At 58.2% G+C, this 18,184-nt stretch carries 20 protein-coding genes and 1 tRNA gene; 19 read left to right on the top strand and 2 right to left on the bottom strand.

Annotation, left to right across the window (positions count from 1 at the left end):
• Window position 1 precedes the first annotated feature (1 nt).
• From AAIH70_RS28700 to AAIH70_RS28745, 10 genes are all read left to right on the top strand, one after another.
• On the top strand, window positions 2–1,141 hold the full coding sequence (locus AAIH70_RS28700; protein ID WP_430037360.1) for an AAA family ATPase: 1,140 nt from the start codon (window positions 2–4) through the stop codon (window positions 1,139–1,141).
• Between the two features lie 488 nt (window positions 1,142–1,629).
• Window positions 1,630–1,959, top strand: a complete 330-nt coding sequence (locus AAIH70_RS28705) for a hypothetical protein (RefSeq protein ID WP_430037363.1) — start codon at window positions 1,630–1,632, stop codon at window positions 1,957–1,959.
• A gap of 156 nt (window positions 1,960–2,115) precedes the next feature.
• On the top strand, window positions 2,116–3,768 hold the full coding sequence (locus AAIH70_RS28710; protein WP_430037366.1) for a terminase large subunit: 1,653 nt from the start codon (window positions 2,116–2,118) through the stop codon (window positions 3,766–3,768).
• Window positions 3,769–3,780: 12 nt separating this feature from the next.
• Complete coding sequence (locus AAIH70_RS28715) at window positions 3,781–4,047, top strand: hypothetical protein (RefSeq protein ID WP_430037369.1); 267 nt, start codon at window positions 3,781–3,783, stop codon at window positions 4,045–4,047.
• Window positions 4,048–4,368: 321 nt separating this feature from the next.
• The gene (locus tag AAIH70_RS28720; protein ID WP_430037372.1) at window positions 4,369–5,571 is read left to right on the top strand and encodes a phage major capsid protein; all 1,203 of its coding nucleotides are present in this window, start codon (window positions 4,369–4,371) and stop codon (window positions 5,569–5,571) included.
• Window positions 5,571–5,849: a head-tail connector protein gene (locus AAIH70_RS28725; RefSeq protein ID WP_430037375.1), complete on the top strand. Its 279-nt coding sequence runs from the start codon at window positions 5,571–5,573 to the stop codon at window positions 5,847–5,849. The genes AAIH70_RS28720 and AAIH70_RS28725 overlap by 1 nt, the downstream gene beginning before the upstream one ends.
• Window positions 5,846–6,388, top strand: a complete 543-nt coding sequence (locus AAIH70_RS28730; RefSeq protein WP_430037378.1) for an HK97 family phage prohead protease — start codon at window positions 5,846–5,848, stop codon at window positions 6,386–6,388. Before AAIH70_RS28725 ends, AAIH70_RS28730 begins: the two co-directional genes overlap by 4 nt.
• The gene (locus tag AAIH70_RS28735) at window positions 6,375–7,580 is read left to right on the top strand and encodes a phage portal protein (RefSeq protein WP_430037381.1); all 1,206 of its coding nucleotides are present in this window, start codon (window positions 6,375–6,377) and stop codon (window positions 7,578–7,580) included. Before AAIH70_RS28730 ends, AAIH70_RS28735 begins: the two co-directional genes overlap by 14 nt.
• Entirely contained in the window at window positions 7,577–7,921 is a 345-nt protein-coding gene (locus AAIH70_RS28740) for a phage head completion protein (protein ID WP_430037384.1), read from the top strand. Before AAIH70_RS28735 ends, AAIH70_RS28740 begins: the two co-directional genes overlap by 4 nt.
• A complete protein-coding gene (locus tag AAIH70_RS28745) occupies window positions 7,918–8,235 on the top strand; it encodes a hypothetical protein (RefSeq protein WP_430037387.1) in 318 nt (105 codons plus the stop codon). Before AAIH70_RS28740 ends, AAIH70_RS28745 begins: the two co-directional genes overlap by 4 nt.
• A gap of 54 nt (window positions 8,236–8,289) precedes the next feature.
• On the opposite strand, the gene AAIH70_RS28750 is transcribed toward AAIH70_RS28745, so the two are convergent.
• The gene (locus AAIH70_RS28750; protein WP_430037390.1) at window positions 8,290–9,009 is read right to left on the bottom strand and encodes a hypothetical protein; all 720 of its coding nucleotides are present in this window, start codon (window positions 9,007–9,009) and stop codon (window positions 8,290–8,292) included.
• A gap of 182 nt (window positions 9,010–9,191) precedes the next feature.
• A tRNA-Ser gene (locus AAIH70_RS28755) sits at window positions 9,192–9,281 on the bottom strand.
• Between the two features lie 177 nt (window positions 9,282–9,458).
• Between AAIH70_RS28755 and AAIH70_RS28760 the strand changes: the two genes are divergently transcribed.
• The 9 genes from AAIH70_RS28760 to AAIH70_RS28800 all read left to right on the top strand — a co-directional run bounded on the left by AAIH70_RS28760 (window position 9,459) and on the right by AAIH70_RS28800 (window position 18,029).
• Window positions 9,459–9,836, top strand: a complete 378-nt coding sequence (locus tag AAIH70_RS28760) for a PH domain-containing protein (RefSeq protein WP_132281487.1) — start codon at window positions 9,459–9,461, stop codon at window positions 9,834–9,836.
• 164 nt (window positions 9,837–10,000) lie between these two features.
• Window positions 10,001–10,147, top strand: a complete 147-nt coding sequence (locus AAIH70_RS28765; RefSeq protein WP_165932181.1) for a hypothetical protein — start codon at window positions 10,001–10,003, stop codon at window positions 10,145–10,147.
• A 412-nt stretch (window positions 10,148–10,559) separates the two neighbouring features.
• Window positions 10,560–11,567: a septal ring lytic transglycosylase RlpA family protein gene (locus tag AAIH70_RS28770; RefSeq protein ID WP_245519423.1), complete on the top strand. Its 1,008-nt coding sequence runs from the start codon at window positions 10,560–10,562 to the stop codon at window positions 11,565–11,567.
• A gap of 162 nt (window positions 11,568–11,729) precedes the next feature.
• Window positions 11,730–12,899 carry a D-alanyl-D-alanine carboxypeptidase family protein gene (locus AAIH70_RS28775; protein ID WP_132281481.1) on the top strand — a complete coding sequence of 390 codons (1,170 nt, stop codon included), beginning with the start codon at window positions 11,730–11,732 and terminating at the stop codon, window positions 12,897–12,899.
• 131 nt (window positions 12,900–13,030) lie between these two features.
• On the top strand, window positions 13,031–13,711 hold the full coding sequence (gene tmk, locus AAIH70_RS28780) for a dTMP kinase (RefSeq protein ID WP_132281479.1): 681 nt from the start codon (window positions 13,031–13,033) through the stop codon (window positions 13,709–13,711).
• A complete protein-coding gene (locus AAIH70_RS28785; RefSeq protein WP_132281477.1) occupies window positions 13,708–14,736 on the top strand; it encodes a DNA polymerase III subunit delta' in 1,029 nt (342 codons plus the stop codon). The genes tmk and AAIH70_RS28785 overlap by 4 nt, the downstream gene beginning before the upstream one ends.
• Before the next feature lie 105 nt (window positions 14,737–14,841).
• A complete protein-coding gene (gene metG / locus AAIH70_RS28790) occupies window positions 14,842–16,401 on the top strand; it encodes a methionine--tRNA ligase (RefSeq protein WP_132281475.1) in 1,560 nt (519 codons plus the stop codon).
• A gap of 12 nt (window positions 16,402–16,413) precedes the next feature.
• Window positions 16,414–17,196: a TatD family hydrolase gene (locus AAIH70_RS28795; protein ID WP_430037396.1), complete on the top strand. Its 783-nt coding sequence runs from the start codon at window positions 16,414–16,416 to the stop codon at window positions 17,194–17,196.
• Between the two features lie 2 nt (window positions 17,197–17,198).
• Window positions 17,199–18,029, top strand: coding sequence for an MBL fold metallo-hydrolase (locus tag AAIH70_RS28800; protein ID WP_132281471.1), 831 nt, complete (start codon window positions 17,199–17,201; stop codon window positions 18,027–18,029).
• Window positions 18,030–18,184: the final 155 nt, after the last annotated feature.

Below are 18,184 nucleotides of genomic sequence, written 5' to 3' on the forward strand. Positions count from 1 at the left end.
CATGGAACCGCATGCAGATGACTCCCCCGGTTGGGCCGGGAAGATAGATTATGAAAAGCTAGGAAGACGGCGGGCAGCTATCGAGCCGCAGGCGAGTAGGCCTCAAACGGAAATCAAAAGCCGCTTCAGCCTGATATGGGCGCATGACATCGGAGACGAGGATAACCACAAGGAATGGGTGATCCGGGACATCTTCGGCGCTGGTGAATTCTCTTACATCGTAGGTCAACCCGGAGCCGGGAAGAGCATGTGCGCGACCGATATGGCGTGTCACCTTGCAGCCGGTTGGGATTGGCATGGCTTCAAAGTCAGAAAGCCGGGTTTCGTTCTTTACATTGCGGCGGAACGCGCAAAGCTGACCAGAAGACGCATTAAGGCTTGGCGCAAGAAGCATCGCTTCAACGATGATCTGCCGGTGCTGGTTGTGTCCGGCTACATGAACCTGACAGACGGACTTGAGGACGCGAAAGAGCTTATTAGCGTTATCGAGCAGGCCGAAGACGAGTGCGGGCTGAAATGCGGTCTGATTGTAATCGACACGCTTACTCGCGTTTTCGGTGGAGGCGATCAGAACACATCCAAGGACATGACGCGGCTTATCGATGCCGTGAGCTTGATACAGGAGACGGTTCCTCACGCGCATGTTTGCGTGATCCACCACACCACGCATGCAGGTACGCGAGCCAAAGGCGCGATTGATCTGGATGGCGCGGTTGATGTGTCATTCATGGTCGGGACGAAGGGCGGCGTTGTCGTTCTCGAAAACACAGGCGCGAACGATGGCAAGGAAGGTGACCTTCTCGCCTATGATTTCGAAAGCGTGACGCTTGGAAAGGATGACGAAGGGGAATGGACCACCGCCCCCGTTCTTGTGCCGGTTTCCCTGCCGGAAGCAAACGGGAAAGGGCTGCCGCCGCTGTCTAAAAGCCATAGGGACATTTTGGAAATTGCGCGAGAATTGATGGCCGACAAGGAAGAGCCTGTTCCCGGACAGTTGGTCAGGGAGGCCTATTACGCGAAATACCCGGACAAGGATCGGGAGACGCTCAAGCGGGGATATAGCCGCGCGATCAAGTCATTGAAGGATCGGGGACTTGTGGAAGCCTCTGACGGCTTCGTTTCGATTACTGAGGGACACTAGGGACATTTCGAGGACATTGTCCCGTTTGTCCCGGACATCGCAGGGGGACGGACAGGGACACACACCTTTAGGTGTGTCCCGGTGTCCCTCTGTCTGACACCAAAACTGAGAAGGAGAAACAATTATGGAAGGAATGCGAGAACAGAACGAAATGATCATCCGGGCTTTGGTGCGGGAACCGGTCCTTTGGGATGGCGGCTTAGGCGAGCTAGATACACAGGTGCTGTCTATCCTACGCAAGCGCAGTGAGCCTGCAACGCCTGTCATGCTGGCGCGGTTGACCGGCCATACCAGACATGAGGTCAATTCATGTCTGCTACGCCTGAAGCGTCGTGATCTGGCAGAGAGCGTAAGCCATGGTCAGTGGGTAGCAGTATGAAGCGCGGGAATCTGAACAGGCAGGTTTTCCAGCACAATAATCGCGATACTCGTAAACCGAAGCAGCCTATCCCTGTTCGGCCTAGCGGCCTCAGAGCTACCCGCCCCTCATGAGCAAATGGCCTTACGGAACTCAGCAATGGAAAGCTCTTCGGTTAGCCAAGCTGATGGAATGCCCCGTCTGTGAACCGTGCCGTGCGCGTGGCGTCATCGAAGCGGCCGAAGTGGTTGACCACGATCTAGCCATCAACGCTGGCGGTCTAGCCTTCCCACCGTTGGAAGGTCTGACCAGTATGTGTGCAAGCTGCCACAACCGCAAGACCAATGCCAAGGACCGACGCACTGCCAAGACAGGCAAGAGCAGCGGCTTTCGCAGGGCATGGGCTGGCTTCGACGTGAATGGCAACCCGATTGACCCTGAAGGCTGGAATGACGCCTGACGCGCCTCTCTGGCCGGTCCTGAGGGTAGGGGGCCTCCAAAGACGGAAGTCAACGGCCTTGGGATCGGCGTGGGGCATTCGCAAAGACTTAATTCCAAATTTTGAACGGCGAAAAGGAAATCGTCATGAAAAAGTGAACAATGAAAGGAGACATGAATGGGCAAGAGAGGCAAGGGAGCCAAGCCGAGGAAAGCCGCTGGCGACATTATGGGCGGGCCGCAGCACCGCAAGGTGCTCCCCTGGGAGGTCGAAGGCCTCACAAGACTTGAAGCCGTCGTCGCATTCGTCAATGACATGAAAATCACGCAGGGAAAACTTGCTGGCCAGAACATGCAATTGCGCGACTGGCAGATAGACGAGTTTCTTGCCCCGATCTATGCCACCGACGAGTTTGGCCGTCGCCCCGTGCGAACTGCCGTCCTGTCCATGGGCCGTAAGAACGGTAAGACCGGCTTGAGTGCTGCCCTCGCCCTTTGTCATCTGGTCGGACCGGAGGCGGAACAGCGTGGCGAATTGTATTTCGGCGCGATGGACAAGATTCAGGCCGGTAAGGCTTGGGCCGAATGCAAGGCCATGCTGGAAGCTCATGTCGAGCTTGCCGAGCGCGTCAATATCATCAAATTCAGCAAGGAAATCGAGGTCGAACCGGGATATCCCGGAGAAGGCTCCGTGCTGAAGGCCGTGAGCGCCGATGCTGATTCCAAGCTAGGTTTGTCGCCTTCGTTCTTCCTTGCCGACGAAGCCGGTTATTGGGTGAAGCGCGATCTTTTCGACGCCATGGATTCCGCCCTTGGTGCCCGTGACGAACCGCTTGTCGTTGTCATCTCCACGCAGGCCAAGGACGACACGCACTTCTTTTCGGAAATGATTGACTACGGCCTGAAGGTGAAAACGGGAGAGATCGAAGACGAAAGCTTTCATTTGGCGCTGTTCACGACTGACCCCGACGAGGACGCATGGTCCTATGATACGTGGGTAAAGGCCAATCCGGCGTTAGGCGATTTTCTTGCCCTTGAACAGGTCGAGCGCATGGCGGCACAGGCGCAGCGGATTCCGTCGAAGGAAGCGGACTTCCGCAACAAAATCCTCAATCAACGGATTGATGGGACGGTGCGCTTCATCGCTGCCCGTGAGTGGAACGATTGCGATCTTGGGCCAATAAACGAAACCGCTCTGGAAGGCCGGGAATGCTATGGCGCGCTCGATTTGAGTGCTGCCCGTGACTTAACAGCTTTTGTTCTTGTGTTTCCTGAAGACGATGGCCGGTTCACAGTCCTGCCGCGCTTCTTCCTGCCGGAATTTGATATCGAGGGAAAGAGCGAGCATGACCGTGTGCCGTACAACGTTTGGGCCAGACAACCAGCTTCACGGCTTACATTGCTGCCGGGAAAGGTCATCGATCCGCAGGCCGTCGCGGAATACATCGCTGATGAGTCTGGCCGGTTCGATATTAAGGAAATCGCATTCGACCGCTGGCGCATTGAGGACTTGCGGCGCGAACTGGCTAAGGCGTCTATCGACTTGCCGCTCCAGCCGTTCGGCCAAGGGTATAAGGACATGTCACCTGCTGTTGACGTTCTTGAGGTCGCCGTCGCGCAACAGAGGGTCAATCACGCCGGAAACCCGCTCATGAAAATGTGTGCGGCCAATGCCGTTGTGACGAAAGACCCGTCCGGCGCTCGCAAGCTGGATAAGTCGAAGGCGTCAGGCAGGATCGACGGGCTTGTTGCGCTGGCAATGGCGTTGCAGACTGCCGCGCGACATGAGGAAGACGATTCACTTCCTGCGTGTCTCATGGAAGATGCTTGAAGGGAGGGATGAATGGCGAACCCGTACACGAAATTGCCGGGATACGAGACAGCGTGGCCGATCCATCTTGGGGATGATGACGATTTTCTAGTCTTGTTCGAACGTCGTAAGAACGATCCGAAAGCGAGTGATCTTTATGAGTTCCCGTGGGAGGTGCGCCACATGAAAAGCGGAAAGTTCAAGCGCTACGGGATGGGAAAGAAGGGAAACGCCGAGTTAGAGAGTGCAGCTGTGGCGCGCTCAGCAACGATGGACCGGTGGTGGAAAACTACCGAATAAAAAAATCCTAGGCCGCTGTTTTGTCAAGCAAACGCTGAAAAAATATACTTTCTTGCCAAATGCGTTTTTCTCTTGCGCTGAAAGTAATGCGGAGAGATAACCACAGTCATCGAGCGGCAGCAAACACCGCGCCGCTCGAAACACCCCAACAATTTGAAGAGCTTCGCCCCGTTTTAGGGACGGGCAGCCCGTGCCACCGGCACGGAATAACCAGCCGTTCCATGTGATCGGCACAAACAAACCCAAAATCGTTGCGCAGGCCCAATCGAGCAATTCAGCCCGACCACGGCTCTATGCGCACTTTCCAGAAAAGGAGATCATTTGACCAATATTTTCCACCTTCGCGAGACCCGTTCGACCAAGCTTGCAGCAATCAAGGCACTTGGCGACAACCCGGACACTGCCGCTTTCACCGCTCTGGAGACCGAAATCCGCGCCCTCGACGGCCAGATCAAGAACGCCTCCACCATTGCCGAATTCGAGCGCGCAGAAGCTGCCCCGGACACCGGCATGGAACGTGAAATGCGCTCCTATTCGGTCGCGAAGGCCATCCGCGAAGGCAATGCGGACAACCTGACCGGCGTAGAACGCGAAATGCACGACGAACTGTCCAAGGGTCGCGAAGTTCGCGGCATCATGATCCCGACTTCCATGATCTTTGGCAGTGAAAATCGCGCCATGCTGACCACGGGCACCGCTGGCAATACCGTTGCAACCAACCTTGGCGGTCTTATTGATCGCGTCCGTCCGGTTCTGGCCGTGCAGTCGCTTGGCGCAACCGTCATTTCCGGCCTGACCGGCAATCTCGACTTGCCCCGCCTGACCTCTGGTCCGACTGCATATTGGGTCAATGAAGACGAGCCGACCACCGCGAGCGACGCCGCCTTCGACAAGGTCTCGCTGAAGCCAAAGACGGTCTCCGGAGAAATGTATCTTAGCCGCCGCCTTCAGCTTCAGAACGGCGTAGCACTTGAAAACGTCCTTCGACAGGATCTTGCCTTCGTTCTGGCGCAGGCTCTCGACGCCGCTGCGATCAATGGCCTTGCGGCCAACAAACAGCCAGTCGGCATCCTGAATGCGATTGCTGAGATGGTCACCACGTCCCCGGCGTTCATTTCGGACACGGCTGCCGACCTGATTTCGGCGCTTGAGCTTGACGACGTGACCGGCACCACGGGCTTCCTCACCAATCCGTCGCTCATGGGTCAGGCTCGCAAGGTCAAGACGTTGGGCCGCACGATCCCGATTTCGGAACTGTTCCATGGTGAGCGGGTCGTTTCCACCAATCAGGTCCCGAAGAAGGGCGGCAAAGACCCGCTGATCTTTGGCGCATGGGCCAACCTGCTGATTGGTTACTGGAGCGGAGTGGATATCCTCGCCAACCCGTATACCGACGCATCGAAGGGCGGTCTTCGTCTGCATGCCTTCCTTGATGCGGACATTGCGATCCGTCACCCCGAAGCCTTTGCTTGGACCTCGACGGAAATTGAGACGGACCAGACCACGGGCAACAACAACGGCTAATGGCCAGCGTCTCATTAGCTGAGGCCAAGATTCACCTCCGGGTCGATTACCCGGAGGATGACTCCTACGTCTCTTCACTGATTGAAGCGGCGGAAGGCTACATTTCTGAAACCGGCGTTCCTGCCGATAAGATGGAATTGCCGCCCGTCAAACACGCCGCCCTCCTGCTTATCGGCCATTGGTTCAACTACCGCGAGGCCACAGCGGAGAAGCCCCCACAAGCGATCGCATTCGGCGTCAACGCCCTTGTGCAGCCATTCAGGGAGGTATCATTTTGAGCAACTTTGAAAAACGCGCCGCGACTGACGTTAAGGCCGTAGGCAAGAAGCTGACCGGCTATGTTGCCACGTTCGGCCTTGAAACTCGCATTGGCGATTTCAGCGAAGTCATTCAACCGGGCGCTTTCGGCGCTTCACTTCGTTCCAACCCTGACATTCTCGCTTTGGTCGATCATGACCCCGGCAAGGTGTTGGGCCGTAGCGGGTCGGGTAGCCTGATCCTCGCAGAGGATCAGAGGGGCCTTCGTTTCGAACTGGACTTGCCTGACACGCAATTGGGCCGGGACATCGCTGCGCTCGCTGCCCGCTCTGATATCGGCGGCATGTCGTTCGGCTTCAATGTCCCGGAAGGCGGCGAAGAATGGCACGGCGAAAAGCGAACCCTGAAGGCCGTTGACCTTCGCGAGATTAGCGTTGTGCAGGCATTCCCGGCTTACAGCGGCACGTCTTTGGCGGTTCGCTCTCGCACGCCGATGACAGACACGGAACGTCGTATTCGAATTTTGGAACTGGAAGGAGGCGCACATGTGGCCGTTTAAAACGCAAGAAACGCGGGCTGTGTCGTCTAGCGACCCGTTCCTAGGTGAATTCCTTGGCGCTCGTTGGCAGGCCCGAGCCGATATCGAAAAGGCGAGCGGTCACGCGGTAGCCCATCGGTGCATCCAGCTTGTCGCGGAGCAACTTGCTTCGGTCCCGCTGAAGGTCTACCGCAGAGACGCAGACGGGGGCCGTGTGGCGGCTTCAGACCATGCCCTTTACTCAGTGCTTCAGGATAGCTTCTCGCCGTTCCTGACCGCGTTCGAGGGCCGGGAATGGCTGCTAGTTTCGGCTCTGATGTATGGCAACGCCTACGCCCGGATTGAACGGAATGGCCGCAGCCAGATCGCCGCGCTTTATCCGCTTAAGTCACCAAGCGTCACGGTGGAAAAGCTATCGTCCGGTCGCCTTCGCTACAAGGTCGCCAAGGACAATGGCGGCACCGACGTGTTCACGCAGGACGAAATCTTGCACGTTCGCTATCGGACCGTTGACGGCGTTCTAGGTCTTTCGCCAATCCAGATTGCCAACGCGACCTTCGGCCTCGCTTTGGCTCAACAGGACACGGCTGGCGCGGCGGCTGAGAATGCTTTCCGTCCGGCTGGCGCTCTGATCTTCCCTGAGAAGCTTAGCGGCGACGGCAAGGGTGAAGCCATCAAAAAGTTCAAGGAACGGTTCGTCGGACAGCTTAAGGCTAATGAGGTCATGGTGCTGGATGGCGGCGCGAAGTTCGAGACATTCCAGTTTTCCGCGAAGGATTCGGAATTTCTCGACAGCCGCAGGCTTTCGAATCTCGACGTTTGCCGGGTGTGGGGTGTTCCGCCTTCCGCTGTCGGCATTACTGACGATGCGACCTACAGCAACATTGGCGAGGAATCCCGCGCTCTTGTGAATCGAGTCCTTGCGCCTTGGGCCAAGCGGTTCGAGTCCGTCTACAACGCCACACTGCTTTCGCCGGAGGCGCGTAAGACACATTACATCGAGCATGACCTATCCGGCCTGCTTCGTGGTGATCTGGCGACCCGCTACGAGGCCTACCGCATTGGCCGTGAAGCTGGCTTCCTGTCGGTGGACGAAATTCGCGGTTTCGAAAACATGAGCAAGGTCGAAGGCGGCGATACGTACATGCAGCCTTTGAACATGGCTCCGCTCGGCGTGTCACAAAACGCCCAGGCATCGCAGGTCACGCAATGACAGCAGCAGGCGATCTTCGTGGAACTTTCGAGTTTCAGCGCAAGACGGATGGCAACGACGGTTTCGGGGGCGTGATCCCCGGAGCCGGACCACTCGTCACTGTTTTCACCGCAGCGGGCCGGTTCGAGGTTCGGACAGGCGATGAAATGGTGATCAACAACCTACCGCGCGGCGTCTCGACTGTGGAAGTCACCATTCGGCAGCGGCCCGCCACCAAAACCGTAAACACAACATGGGTCATCCGGGATAAGCGTTCCGGGCGGTCCTACAACGTCAAGATGATGAAGCCAGACCAGAAAGGAGCCTTCATCACATTCACCGCAGAAGGAGGGACAGCATGATCAACGTGAAAGCTATTAGCATTGAACCGCTCGGCAGAGGCTATGACCGGGAGACTGGCGCGCGGCGACTGGCGAAGGTTCAGGTGTTCCTACCCGACCTGCAAACCACGCTCCGGGACATCATCCTGACGCACGACCACGACCTTGGCTTTGTGGCGACCCCTGAGAGGCCCAAGAAAGGCGTTGCGGTAATTCAGTGGGTCAAAGGCTCACCGCTTGCACGGGCCGTCTCTGAGGCCGCAGAGAAGGCCTATAGCAGTATGCTTACTGAAGACATTGCCGAACTGAAGGAGCTTTACGAAGCTGCCGCGTAACCCGATAACCCGCCGCCTCGTGAAAAAGGTTGGCGGGTTTTCGCCTCCGAACCCCTAGAACAGTTGCGGTGGGACTTGTGCGCCCTGTTGTCTGAGAAGAAATCTCGTTCGGTTATGAACCGTAGCTGCAAGTCCATCTGACGACATGAATCCGTCGAAATAGGTTGAATACGCGGTGTAGGAGATATCAATCACATCATTTCGCACAAGCTCAGCCTTCCGGTCTAGCGTACCTCTCCGAACAAGTTCCATTAGGTAAACGCACTGAGCCAAGGTGAAGCGGAATATGAAGGCATCTGCCAAGTGATGTGCATTCGGCAGTGGGATGTGGTGTTCTTCAAAGGTCCGTGTCGCCACATCGCACACGATCCTCAAAAACTTTTCAGCCGTGTCCTGTTGCCACCGCTGTCTTGTTCTGATTCGTTTCACCTCTATCGGAGTGAAGAGGCCAAGGAACTCGGAGATGTCGAGACCTATTTCCGCGGAATTATCCATGATGCGGGCAATGTGCTCGTCCGCCCATTCTCCTCGCATCGCTAACTGTTTCTGAAGTTTTTCATTCCCATCAACTGCCGCTGCTAGTATCTCGTGGAAGCTCTCTGCTTCGCTAGTTTGTTCCCTATCAATAAACTCGTTTGCAATAGGAAACGTGGCAGGATCGACAAGGCTTGAACCTCTATTACCCTTGAGAACTAAAACTTGGCCCGGAAACCGACCCAACACTCCCCAAGATCTTGCGATATTTTCCAAACGATAGAGTTTGAATGATTCCATTGCTGCGTAATCATTAAGGACAGCTATGTGTTCGCGAGAATGACTTAGGTATCCCGAGAGCGTAGAGCTATTGAGGTGGTGTGTATCTATCACAATTCTCACGATAACCCCAAAAACAAGTTGCAAGGGTAGTTATGGCAAAAGGATAAAATATCGCGTAACGTATTGTTTTTATTGACAGATGGCGGAAGAGGTGGGATTCGAACCCACGGTACGGTCTCCCGCACGCCGGTTTTCAAGACCGGTTCCTTAAACCACTCGGACACTCTTCCAAGGGATGTACAGGCCTTGCAGCCTCGCTGATGCGCAGGATGAAAATCCCGGTCACTCCTGAATTCGGCTTTACAGCGTCCAAGGGCTGATCGTCAACTGCACCTTCGCTGTCGTCGACTTGTTCTGGGCCGGCAATAACCTACTTGGTCGGGTATAAACGCTTTTAAGAGGGTGCCATGGGCATTTTTGACGGACTGCTCGGCCACGGTTCCTCGGTGGATCCTGCCGATTTGAACAAGCGACTGAACGGTGTGCTGATCGATGGCGAGACGCCGGACCTCGCCTTCAAGGTCATCCGCGACTTCTTCGTCTTCACCCAGTGGCGCGTCATCCTCGTCGACATTCAGGGGCTGACGGGAAGCAAGGTGGACTATATGTCCATCCCCTACCGCGCCATCACCCGCTTTTCTGTGGAAACGGCGGGCACGTTCGACCTCGATTCGGAACTAAAGATCTGGGTTTCCGGCAGCAGCACGCCGATCTCCAAGACGCTGAAGAAGGGCACCGACGTCCGAGGCATCCAGCGCGCGTTGGCGACCGGCGTGCTGCGCTGATCATTTAGTGCCGTCCAAGAAAAAGGCCGCCGACGCTCCTCCGAGCCGGCGGCCTCTGGCCATTGCCGCGTTTTCGTGCGGCTTAATTCGCGGGTGCGGGCGTCGCTGGCGCCGGAGTTGCCGGTGCCGGAGTGGCGGGGGCAGGCGAGGCAGGAGGCGTCGCGGTGCTCGATGCCGGCGGCGTGGCGGGCGCTGATGTCGTGGTGGTCGGCGCGTTCGAGGCGGGTATGAACATCCACACGGCAAGCGCGATGATCACGACGACAGCTATTCCGACAATGACGTTTCTGTTCACAGGCAGTTCCTCCTAAACTGGTCTGGTTGTAGTCACCCGCAGGAGATAGTTCGCAGACGGCAATTGTCCATGATTTGCCGACAAAACCGCGCCATTGGCTTGCGCAAAACTGCCTCGTTTCGGCACTCTCGTTCCCCGTCTCGTGCCATTGTGAGGCGAGGGGACTGCCAAAGCGCAAGGCCGGCGAATAAACCAATCTTTAACCATGTTATTCGGTATTTTATCTAGTCCACAGAATTCATTCGCAATTTTGCCATCATGCGGGCAGAAATAAAGCGCGATCAACAGGCGGAAACGCGCGCGGCGCGCGGAACTGCATGTGGGACTGTCTCCAAACGGGATTGGGGCGGCCCGAAAGCGGCGGGACTAGAAAATTGAATTCAGAAAACAGCAAGCTTGTTCTCGGCGCGAGATGGCTCGGTATCGTTATGGTGTGTGCGAGCGTTGCGTCCTGCGCGACCTCCAAGCCTGAGCCGAAGCAAAAGCAGCGCAGCAAGGAATATTTTTCCGAGAAGGAATATGGCGTCAAGGCCAGTCCGCGCGTGGTTGGCGACGGCAAGGCCGTGCCGAAGGGCGGTGGCCGTTTCATGGTGGGTAATCCCTATCAGGTGAAGGGCAAGACCTACGTCCCCAAGGAAGATCCGAACTACAACAAGAACGGTCTCGCGTCGTGGTATGGTTCGGCCTTTCACGGTCGCCTGACCGCCAATGGCGAAGTCTACGATTCCAGCCATCTGTCTGCGGCGCATCCGACATTCCCGCTGCCAAGCTATGCGCGCGTCACCAATGTCGATACCGGTTCGTCGGTCATCGTCCGCGTCAACGATCGCGGACCTTATCATCCGGGCCGTATCATCGACGTGTCGAGTCAGGCGGCCGACATGCTGGACATGAAGCGCACCGGCACCGGCAATGTGAACGTGCAGTATGTCGGCCGCGCCCGCATGGACGGTCACGACATGCCGTTCCTGATGGCGTCCTACGTCCGCAAGGGCGATCGCATTCCCGGCATCCGCCCCGAAGGCCAGATCGCAACCGGCGTCATGGTGGCGTCCAACGAGCGTTTTGGCGATCAGTTGCAGAGCTACGGTTCCTCCATCCCGACACCTGCACCCATGGCGCTTGCCGGTCGTACCCCAAGCGGCCCGTCGTCGAAAGCCTCGTCCGCGCTCGCAGCTGTTCAGGCACAGGCAGCTCCGTCGACGCAAGGCATGGCGCCCAGTCAGGGTGCATCCTTCCAGGCGATGCAGGATTTTGCCGAACTGCCATTCGTCGGCCCGGTGCCGATGTCGCGTCCGGGCGCGATGACAGCCTATTCTGCTCCGGTCGCTTTGCGATCTGTCGCCGCCATGCCGCAACAGCAGTATGGCGAGCATACGCTGCAGGCGCAGGCGCAGTCGTTCAACGCGATGCCCTTGCCGAGGGTGCGCCGCTGATCCACGCGTGATGCCAGGGCAGGGTGGTGCAATTTTGCCGCCCTGCCGCACAAAACCCATGTCGAAAACAAACAGTTGATGGCCACTCCAGATTGCGCGGGCTCAGCCGCCTTGTTAGCAATCGGTAACATCATCTCATAATGCATTTTCCGGGGATCGAGCATGCTGACGCGTATCACCTTGTTGGCGCTCCTGACCTTTTCCGCAGCGGCACCGTGTGTGCATGCGGCAGGTCCCGGTGAAGCTGCGCCGCTGTTTGCCACCAAGGCCCGCCAGGTCTACATGATCGAGGCGAAATCCGGCACCGTCCTCCTCGCAGACAATGAAAACCAGGCCTTTCCGCCGGCATCGCTTGCCAAGCTGATGACGATGGATCTGGTGTTCGATGCGCTGAAAAAGGGCGAGATCACCCCAGACACCACCTACCGCGTCTCCGAAAACTCATGGCGCAAGGGCGGCGCGCCCTCCGGCACGGCGACGATGTTTGCGGCCCTCAATTCGGAAATCCGCGTCGAGGATCTGGTCAAGGGCGTGGTCATCCAGAACGCCAATGATGCATGCATGATCCTCGCCGAGGGCATGGCGGGATCCGATGTGCTGTTCGCGTCCAGATTGTCGGATCGCGCCAAGGATCTCGGGCTGAGCCGCAGCATTTTCGGCAATTCCACCGGCATGCCGGATGCCGAAAGCCGCACAACGGCGCGTGACATGGTGGAGCTCGCCCGCCATCTCCAGACGAGCTATCCGGATTATTACGACCTCTACCGTCAACCGGATTTCACCTGGAACAAGATTTTCCAGCGCAACAAGAACCCGCTTCTGGGCCTGAATATCGGTGTCGACGGTCTCGGCGCCGGTTTTGCCGAAGGAGCCGGCTTCGCGATCGTCGCCTCGATCGAGCGCAATGGTACCCGGCTGTTTCTGGCCATGGGCGGATTGGCCAGCGACAAGGAACGCACGGAAGAGGCCAAACGCGTGCTCGAATGGGGGCTGACATCCTTCGAAAACAAGGTGGTTTTCAAGGATGGCGAGCCGGTCGGGCAGGCCAGCGTTTATGGCGGCGATCAGGGGCGTGTCGATCTCGTGGCCAAAGGCCCGGTCGAGCTTTACGTGCCGGCCAACAATCCGGAGCGGCTTTCGGCCCGCATCGTCTATCGCTGGCCGCTGAGGGCGCCGGTCGTCGCGGGGCAGGAGGTAGGAACGCTGAAAATCTATTCCGGCGAAAGGCTGCTGCGCGAAGTGCCGCTTCATACGGCATCGGCCGTCGGCACCGGCTCACTGGTGTCGCAGGCGACCGACGCCATGATGGAGATGATGTTCTTCTGGCTTTGAGCAGGTTTTCCGCCTGTTGATTGCCGCCATCACGGTTCCACGCGACCAAGACTTGGGGTAAGACGGCGCAACGCACACATATCGGTGCAAGGCGTCAGGCTCGCGTGAGCCTCCAGGAGAGCGAAGGCAGAGTGGCAGGATCAGCCGGACTTTTTGTCAGTTTCGAAGGCGGTGAGGGCAGTGGCAAGTCCACCCAGATTCGCCGGCTTGCCGACTATTTGCAAGGCCGTGGCCTCGAAGTGGTGGTGACGCGCGAACCCGGTGGTTCGCCGGGTGCCGAAGCCGTGCGCCATGTGATCCTGTCAGGGGCTGCCGAAGCATTTGGCGTGCGCATGGAAGCGATCCTTTTCGCCGCCGCCCGCAACGATCATGTCGAAGAGGTCATCCGGCCCGCACTCGCCCGCGGTGCAGCCGTTCTGTGCGATCGCTTCATCGATTCCTCGCGTGTCTATCAAGGCGTGACCGGCAATCTGGAACCGGCCTTCATGGCGGCGCTGGAGCAGGCGGCGATCGATGGTCTGATGCCAGATCTGACCATCCTGCTCGATCTGCCGGCGGAAATCGGGCTTGCGCGCGCCGGCCGTCGTCGCGGAGCGATCGACAAGACCGCCGAGCCGGATCGCTTTGAACGCGAGCAGCTGGCAACCCACGAAAAACGTCGCGAGGCCTATCTGGAAATCGCCGAAAGCGAGCCGCAGCGATGCCGCATCGTCGACGCCGACAGGCCGGAACAGGCAATCGCTGCCGATATTGCCGCCATCACCAATGACGTTCTGGCGCAGGTCGCCCGTGTCGCGGAAACCGTATCATGAGCGGCGAGGGATACGGCGTACTCGATGGCGCCATCGCACCGCAGCGCAATACCAATCTGTTCGGCCACGCCGAGGCGGAAGAGTTTCTGGCGCGCAGCTACCGCTCCGGCAAAGGGCACCACGCCATCCTGATCGAAGGGCCGGAGGGTATCGGCAAGGCGACGCTCGCCTTCCGTTTCGCCAATCATGTGCTGAGCAATCCTGAACCCTCGGAAGCACCGGAAGAACTCGCTACGCCCGATCCCGATTCGATGGTCAGCCGCCAGATCATTGCCGGTGCCTCGCACAATCTGCTGCATCTGACACGGCCGGTGGACGACAAGACCGGCAAGGTCAAATCGGCCATCACCGTCGATGAAGTGCGCCGTGCCGGCCATTTCTTTTCTCAGACATCCGGTTCCGGCAACTGGCGCATCGTCATCATCGATCCCGCCGACGACCTCAACCGCAACGCCGCCAACGCCATCCTGAAAATCCTTGAGGAACCGCCGAAACGCGCGCTTTTCCTCGTGCTGTCGCATGCGCCCGGCAAACTGCTGCCGACCATTCGTTCACGCTGCCTGCCGCTGCGTCTGCAGCCGCTCTCGGATGACAATCTCGGCAGGGCACTGGCAGCGCTCGGCTCGCCGCTGGATGGCGGAAAACAGGCGCAGGAAGTGCCGGCGCTGGCCAAGGGCAGCGTCGCACAGGCGCTGAAACTGATGAATTACGGCGGGCACGATATTATCAAGGCCTATGAGGATGTGCAGAAGGCACAAGGGGCAGGGGCCAGAAAAGCCATGCACCGCCTCGCCGACGTGCTGTCCGGCAAGGATAATGATGTCCTGTTCGGCTTCTTCATCGATCATCTGACCGAAAATCTGGTGGAGCGGGCGCGCAATGCGGCTCTTGCCGGCGATCTTGCCGGTGCGGATCGGGCAGCGCGGCTTTCGAGCGAAATCGGTCAACGCATCGGTATCGGTCAGGCCTATAATCTCGACCGCAAGCAGACCATCATTTCCATTCTGGAGGAGGTTCGGGGCTGATTGCTCCGCCCTGGTTGCGAAGCTGAGGGAAAGAAGCTGTTTCGCATCGCGAAAACTTGCTTTAAGAGCGGTGACAAATCTGAAAATTTGCAGAGTGCTGCCGCCATGTCCGACAAAACACCGTTTTACATCACCACCGCCATCTCTTATCCGAACGGCAAGCCGCATATCGGCCATGCCTACGAATTGATCGCAACCGACGCGATCGCACGTTTCCAGCGCCTCGCCGGCAGTGACGTGTTCTTTCTGACCGGTACGGACGAACACGGCCAGAAGATGCAGCAGACGGCGCGCAAGGAAGGCATTTCGCCGGAAGAACTGGCGCAGCGCAATTCGGCTGAATTCCGCGCCATGGGCAAGCTGCTCAACGCCTCCAATGACGATTTCATCCAGACGACCGAGCCGCGCCACCACGAGGCGAGCCAGGCGATCTGGAACCTCATGGCCGATGCGGGCGATATCTACAAGGACAGCTATGCCGGCTGGTATTCGGTGCGCGACGAAGCCTATTACGGCGAAGACGAGACCGAAGTCCGCGCCGACGGCGTTCGTTACGGGCCACAGGGCACGCCAGTCGAGTGGGTGGAAGAGTCGAGCTATTTCTTCAAGCTCTCCGAGTATCAGGACCGCCTGCTGAAACTCTACGAGGACCAGCCGGACTTCATCGGTCCCGCCGAGCGCCGCAACGAGATCATTTCCTTCGTCAAATCGGGTCTGCGCGATCTGTCGATCTCGCGCACGACGTTCGACTGGGGCGTCAAGGTGCCGAACGATCCCGAGCATGTCATGTATGTCTGGGTCGATGCGCTGACCAACTACCTGACGGCGACCGGTTACCTGACCGACAAGAACGGCCCGCGCGCAAAATTCTGGCCGGCCGATGCGCATATCATCGGCAAGGACATCATCCGCTTCCATACAGTCTACTGGCCGGCATTCCTGATGTCTGCCGGCCTGCCGCTGCCCAAGCGCGTTTATGCGCATGGCTTCGTGCTGGCCAAGGGCGGCGAGAAAATGTCGAAGTCGCTCGGCAACGTGCTCGATCCGTTCGAACTGATCGAACATTTCGGCCTCGACCAGATCCGCTATTACCTGATGCGCGAAATCTCCTTCGGTCAGGACGGTTATTGTAGCGAGGAAGGTATCGGCATCCGTATCAATGCCGATCTCGCCAACGGTATCGGCAATCTTGCCAGCCGCTCGCTGTCGATGATCGTGAAAAACTGCGACGGCCAGATCCCGCAGCCCGGCGAATTGACCGAGGAAGACAAGGCGATGCTGGCAACGGCCGACGGCCTTCTGGCGATCTGCAGTGAAGAGATCGGCCGCCTTGCGATCCACAAGGCGCTGGCAGCCATCATCGGCGTCGTCTCCGAAACCGATCGTTATTTCGCCGGCCAGCAGCCGTGGGCCCTGAAAAACACGGATCCGGAACGTATGGGCACCGTGCTTTACGTGACGGCCGAAGTCGTGCGCCAGATCGCCATCCTGCTGCAGCCCTATATGCCGGAATCGGCGACAAAGCTGCTTGATCTGGTGGCCGCGCCGGCCGACAAACGCGACTTTGCAGCCCTTGGTGAAAGCGGTCGTCTCGTTCCCGGAACGGTCTTGGAAGCCCCAAAACCGGTTTTCCCGCGTTACGTCGCGCCGGAAGTGTCCGCGTAAGGCTGAACAGACATGCTGATCGATACCCATTGCCATCTGGATTTCGCCGATTTCGAAGCGGAGCGCGACGATATTGTCGCGCGCGCTCACGCGGCCGGCGTCAGCCAGATGGTCACCATTTCCACGCGGGTTCAAAAGCTGGACGGCCTGCTGGCGATTACCGAAAAATATCCGTCCGTTTTCTGCTCCGTCGGCACCCATCCCAACAATGCCGGCGAGGAACTGGATATCCAGACGGAAGATCTCGTTCGTCTCGCCAATGCCCATGAAAAGATTGTGGCGATCGGCGAAGTCGGCCTCGATTATTTTTACGACACCCAGACGCCGGCCGACCAGAAGACCGGGCTTCTGCGTCATATCGCAGCGGCGCGTCAAACCGGCCTGCCGCTGGTCATCCACAGCCGCAGTGCCGACGAAGACATGGCGGAAATCCTGACCGCTGAAAGCGGGAAGGGGGCCTTCCCTTTCATCCTGCATTGCTTTTCGTCCGGGGCTGAGCTTGCCCGCACCGGTGTCGAACTCGGCGGTTACGTCTCCTTCTCCGGTATCCTGACCTTCCCGAAGTCGGAAGAGATCCGCGAGATCGCCAAAACCGTGCCACTCGACCGTCTGCTGGTGGAGACCGATGCGCCATACCTTGCGCCAAAACGCTGGCGCGGCAAGCGCAACGAACCATCCTACGTGGTCAACACCGCCGAGGTTCTGGCCGATGTGCATGGCCTGACCTATGATGAAATGGCCAAGATCACCACGGACAACGCGTTTCGCATCTTTGCGAAAATGCCGAGGCTCTGATCGTGGCGGGTTACCGGCGGCGTTTCACCATTCTCGGCTGTTCGTCATCGCCGGGCGTGCCGCGCCTGAATGGTGACTGGGGGGCCTGTAACCCGGACAACCCGAAAAACCGCCGCACACGCGCCAGCCTGCTTGTCGAACAGATCGGCCCCGATGGCGGAAAAACGACCGTGGTCATCGATACAGGCCCCGATTTTCGCGCGCAGATGATCAGCGCCAGGGTCGATCGTCTCGATGCCGTGCTTTATACGCATGCTCATGCCGATCATTTCCATGGTCTGGATGACCTGCGCGGCTATTTTATCGTCCAGCATCACCGCGTGCCGATCCATGTGGATGCCGAGACATTGGCACGCATTCGCCAGGGTTTTGGCTATTGTCTGGAAACGCCGGAAGGCAGCAGCTATCCGCCGATCGCCATTGCCCGCATGATCGAGCAGCCTTACAGCAATATCGTCATCGACGGTGCCGGCGGGCCGATGTCCTTCATGCCACACAGGCAGGTGCATGGCGACATCCATTCGCTGGGTTTCCGGATCGGCGATGTGGCTTACTGCAGCGATGTCAGCGATTTTCCTGCCGAGAGCGTCGAACGTCTGTCGGGCCTCGACACGCTGATCATCGACGCGCTGCAATACCGGCCGCATCCGAGCCATCTGTCGCTTGAGCAGGCGCTGGAATGGATCGAACGCCTTGCACCATCACGCGCCATTCTCACGCATATGCATACGCCGCTGGATTACGATGCAGTGATGGCCGAGACGCCGCCACATGTTCAGCCGGCCTATGATGGACTGAGCTTCGAGATAGCGTTCGAAACTAGCGAACTGTAATGTGTAAGCGCTTGAACCCAAGCAGCTGATATCGCATTTCAATCCATAGGTTCCATAAGATAGATTATCGAATTTTTGTGTGTAGCCGCAAAGTTAGAATGTCCTATTTTAGCAAAGTTAGAGTGTCACACTCCCCGCGTTTGATAACGCGGAGA

Source organism: Neorhizobium sp. BT27B, assembly GCF_050455485.1.
Classification (GTDB): domain Bacteria; phylum Pseudomonadota; class Alphaproteobacteria; order Rhizobiales; family Rhizobiaceae; genus Neorhizobium.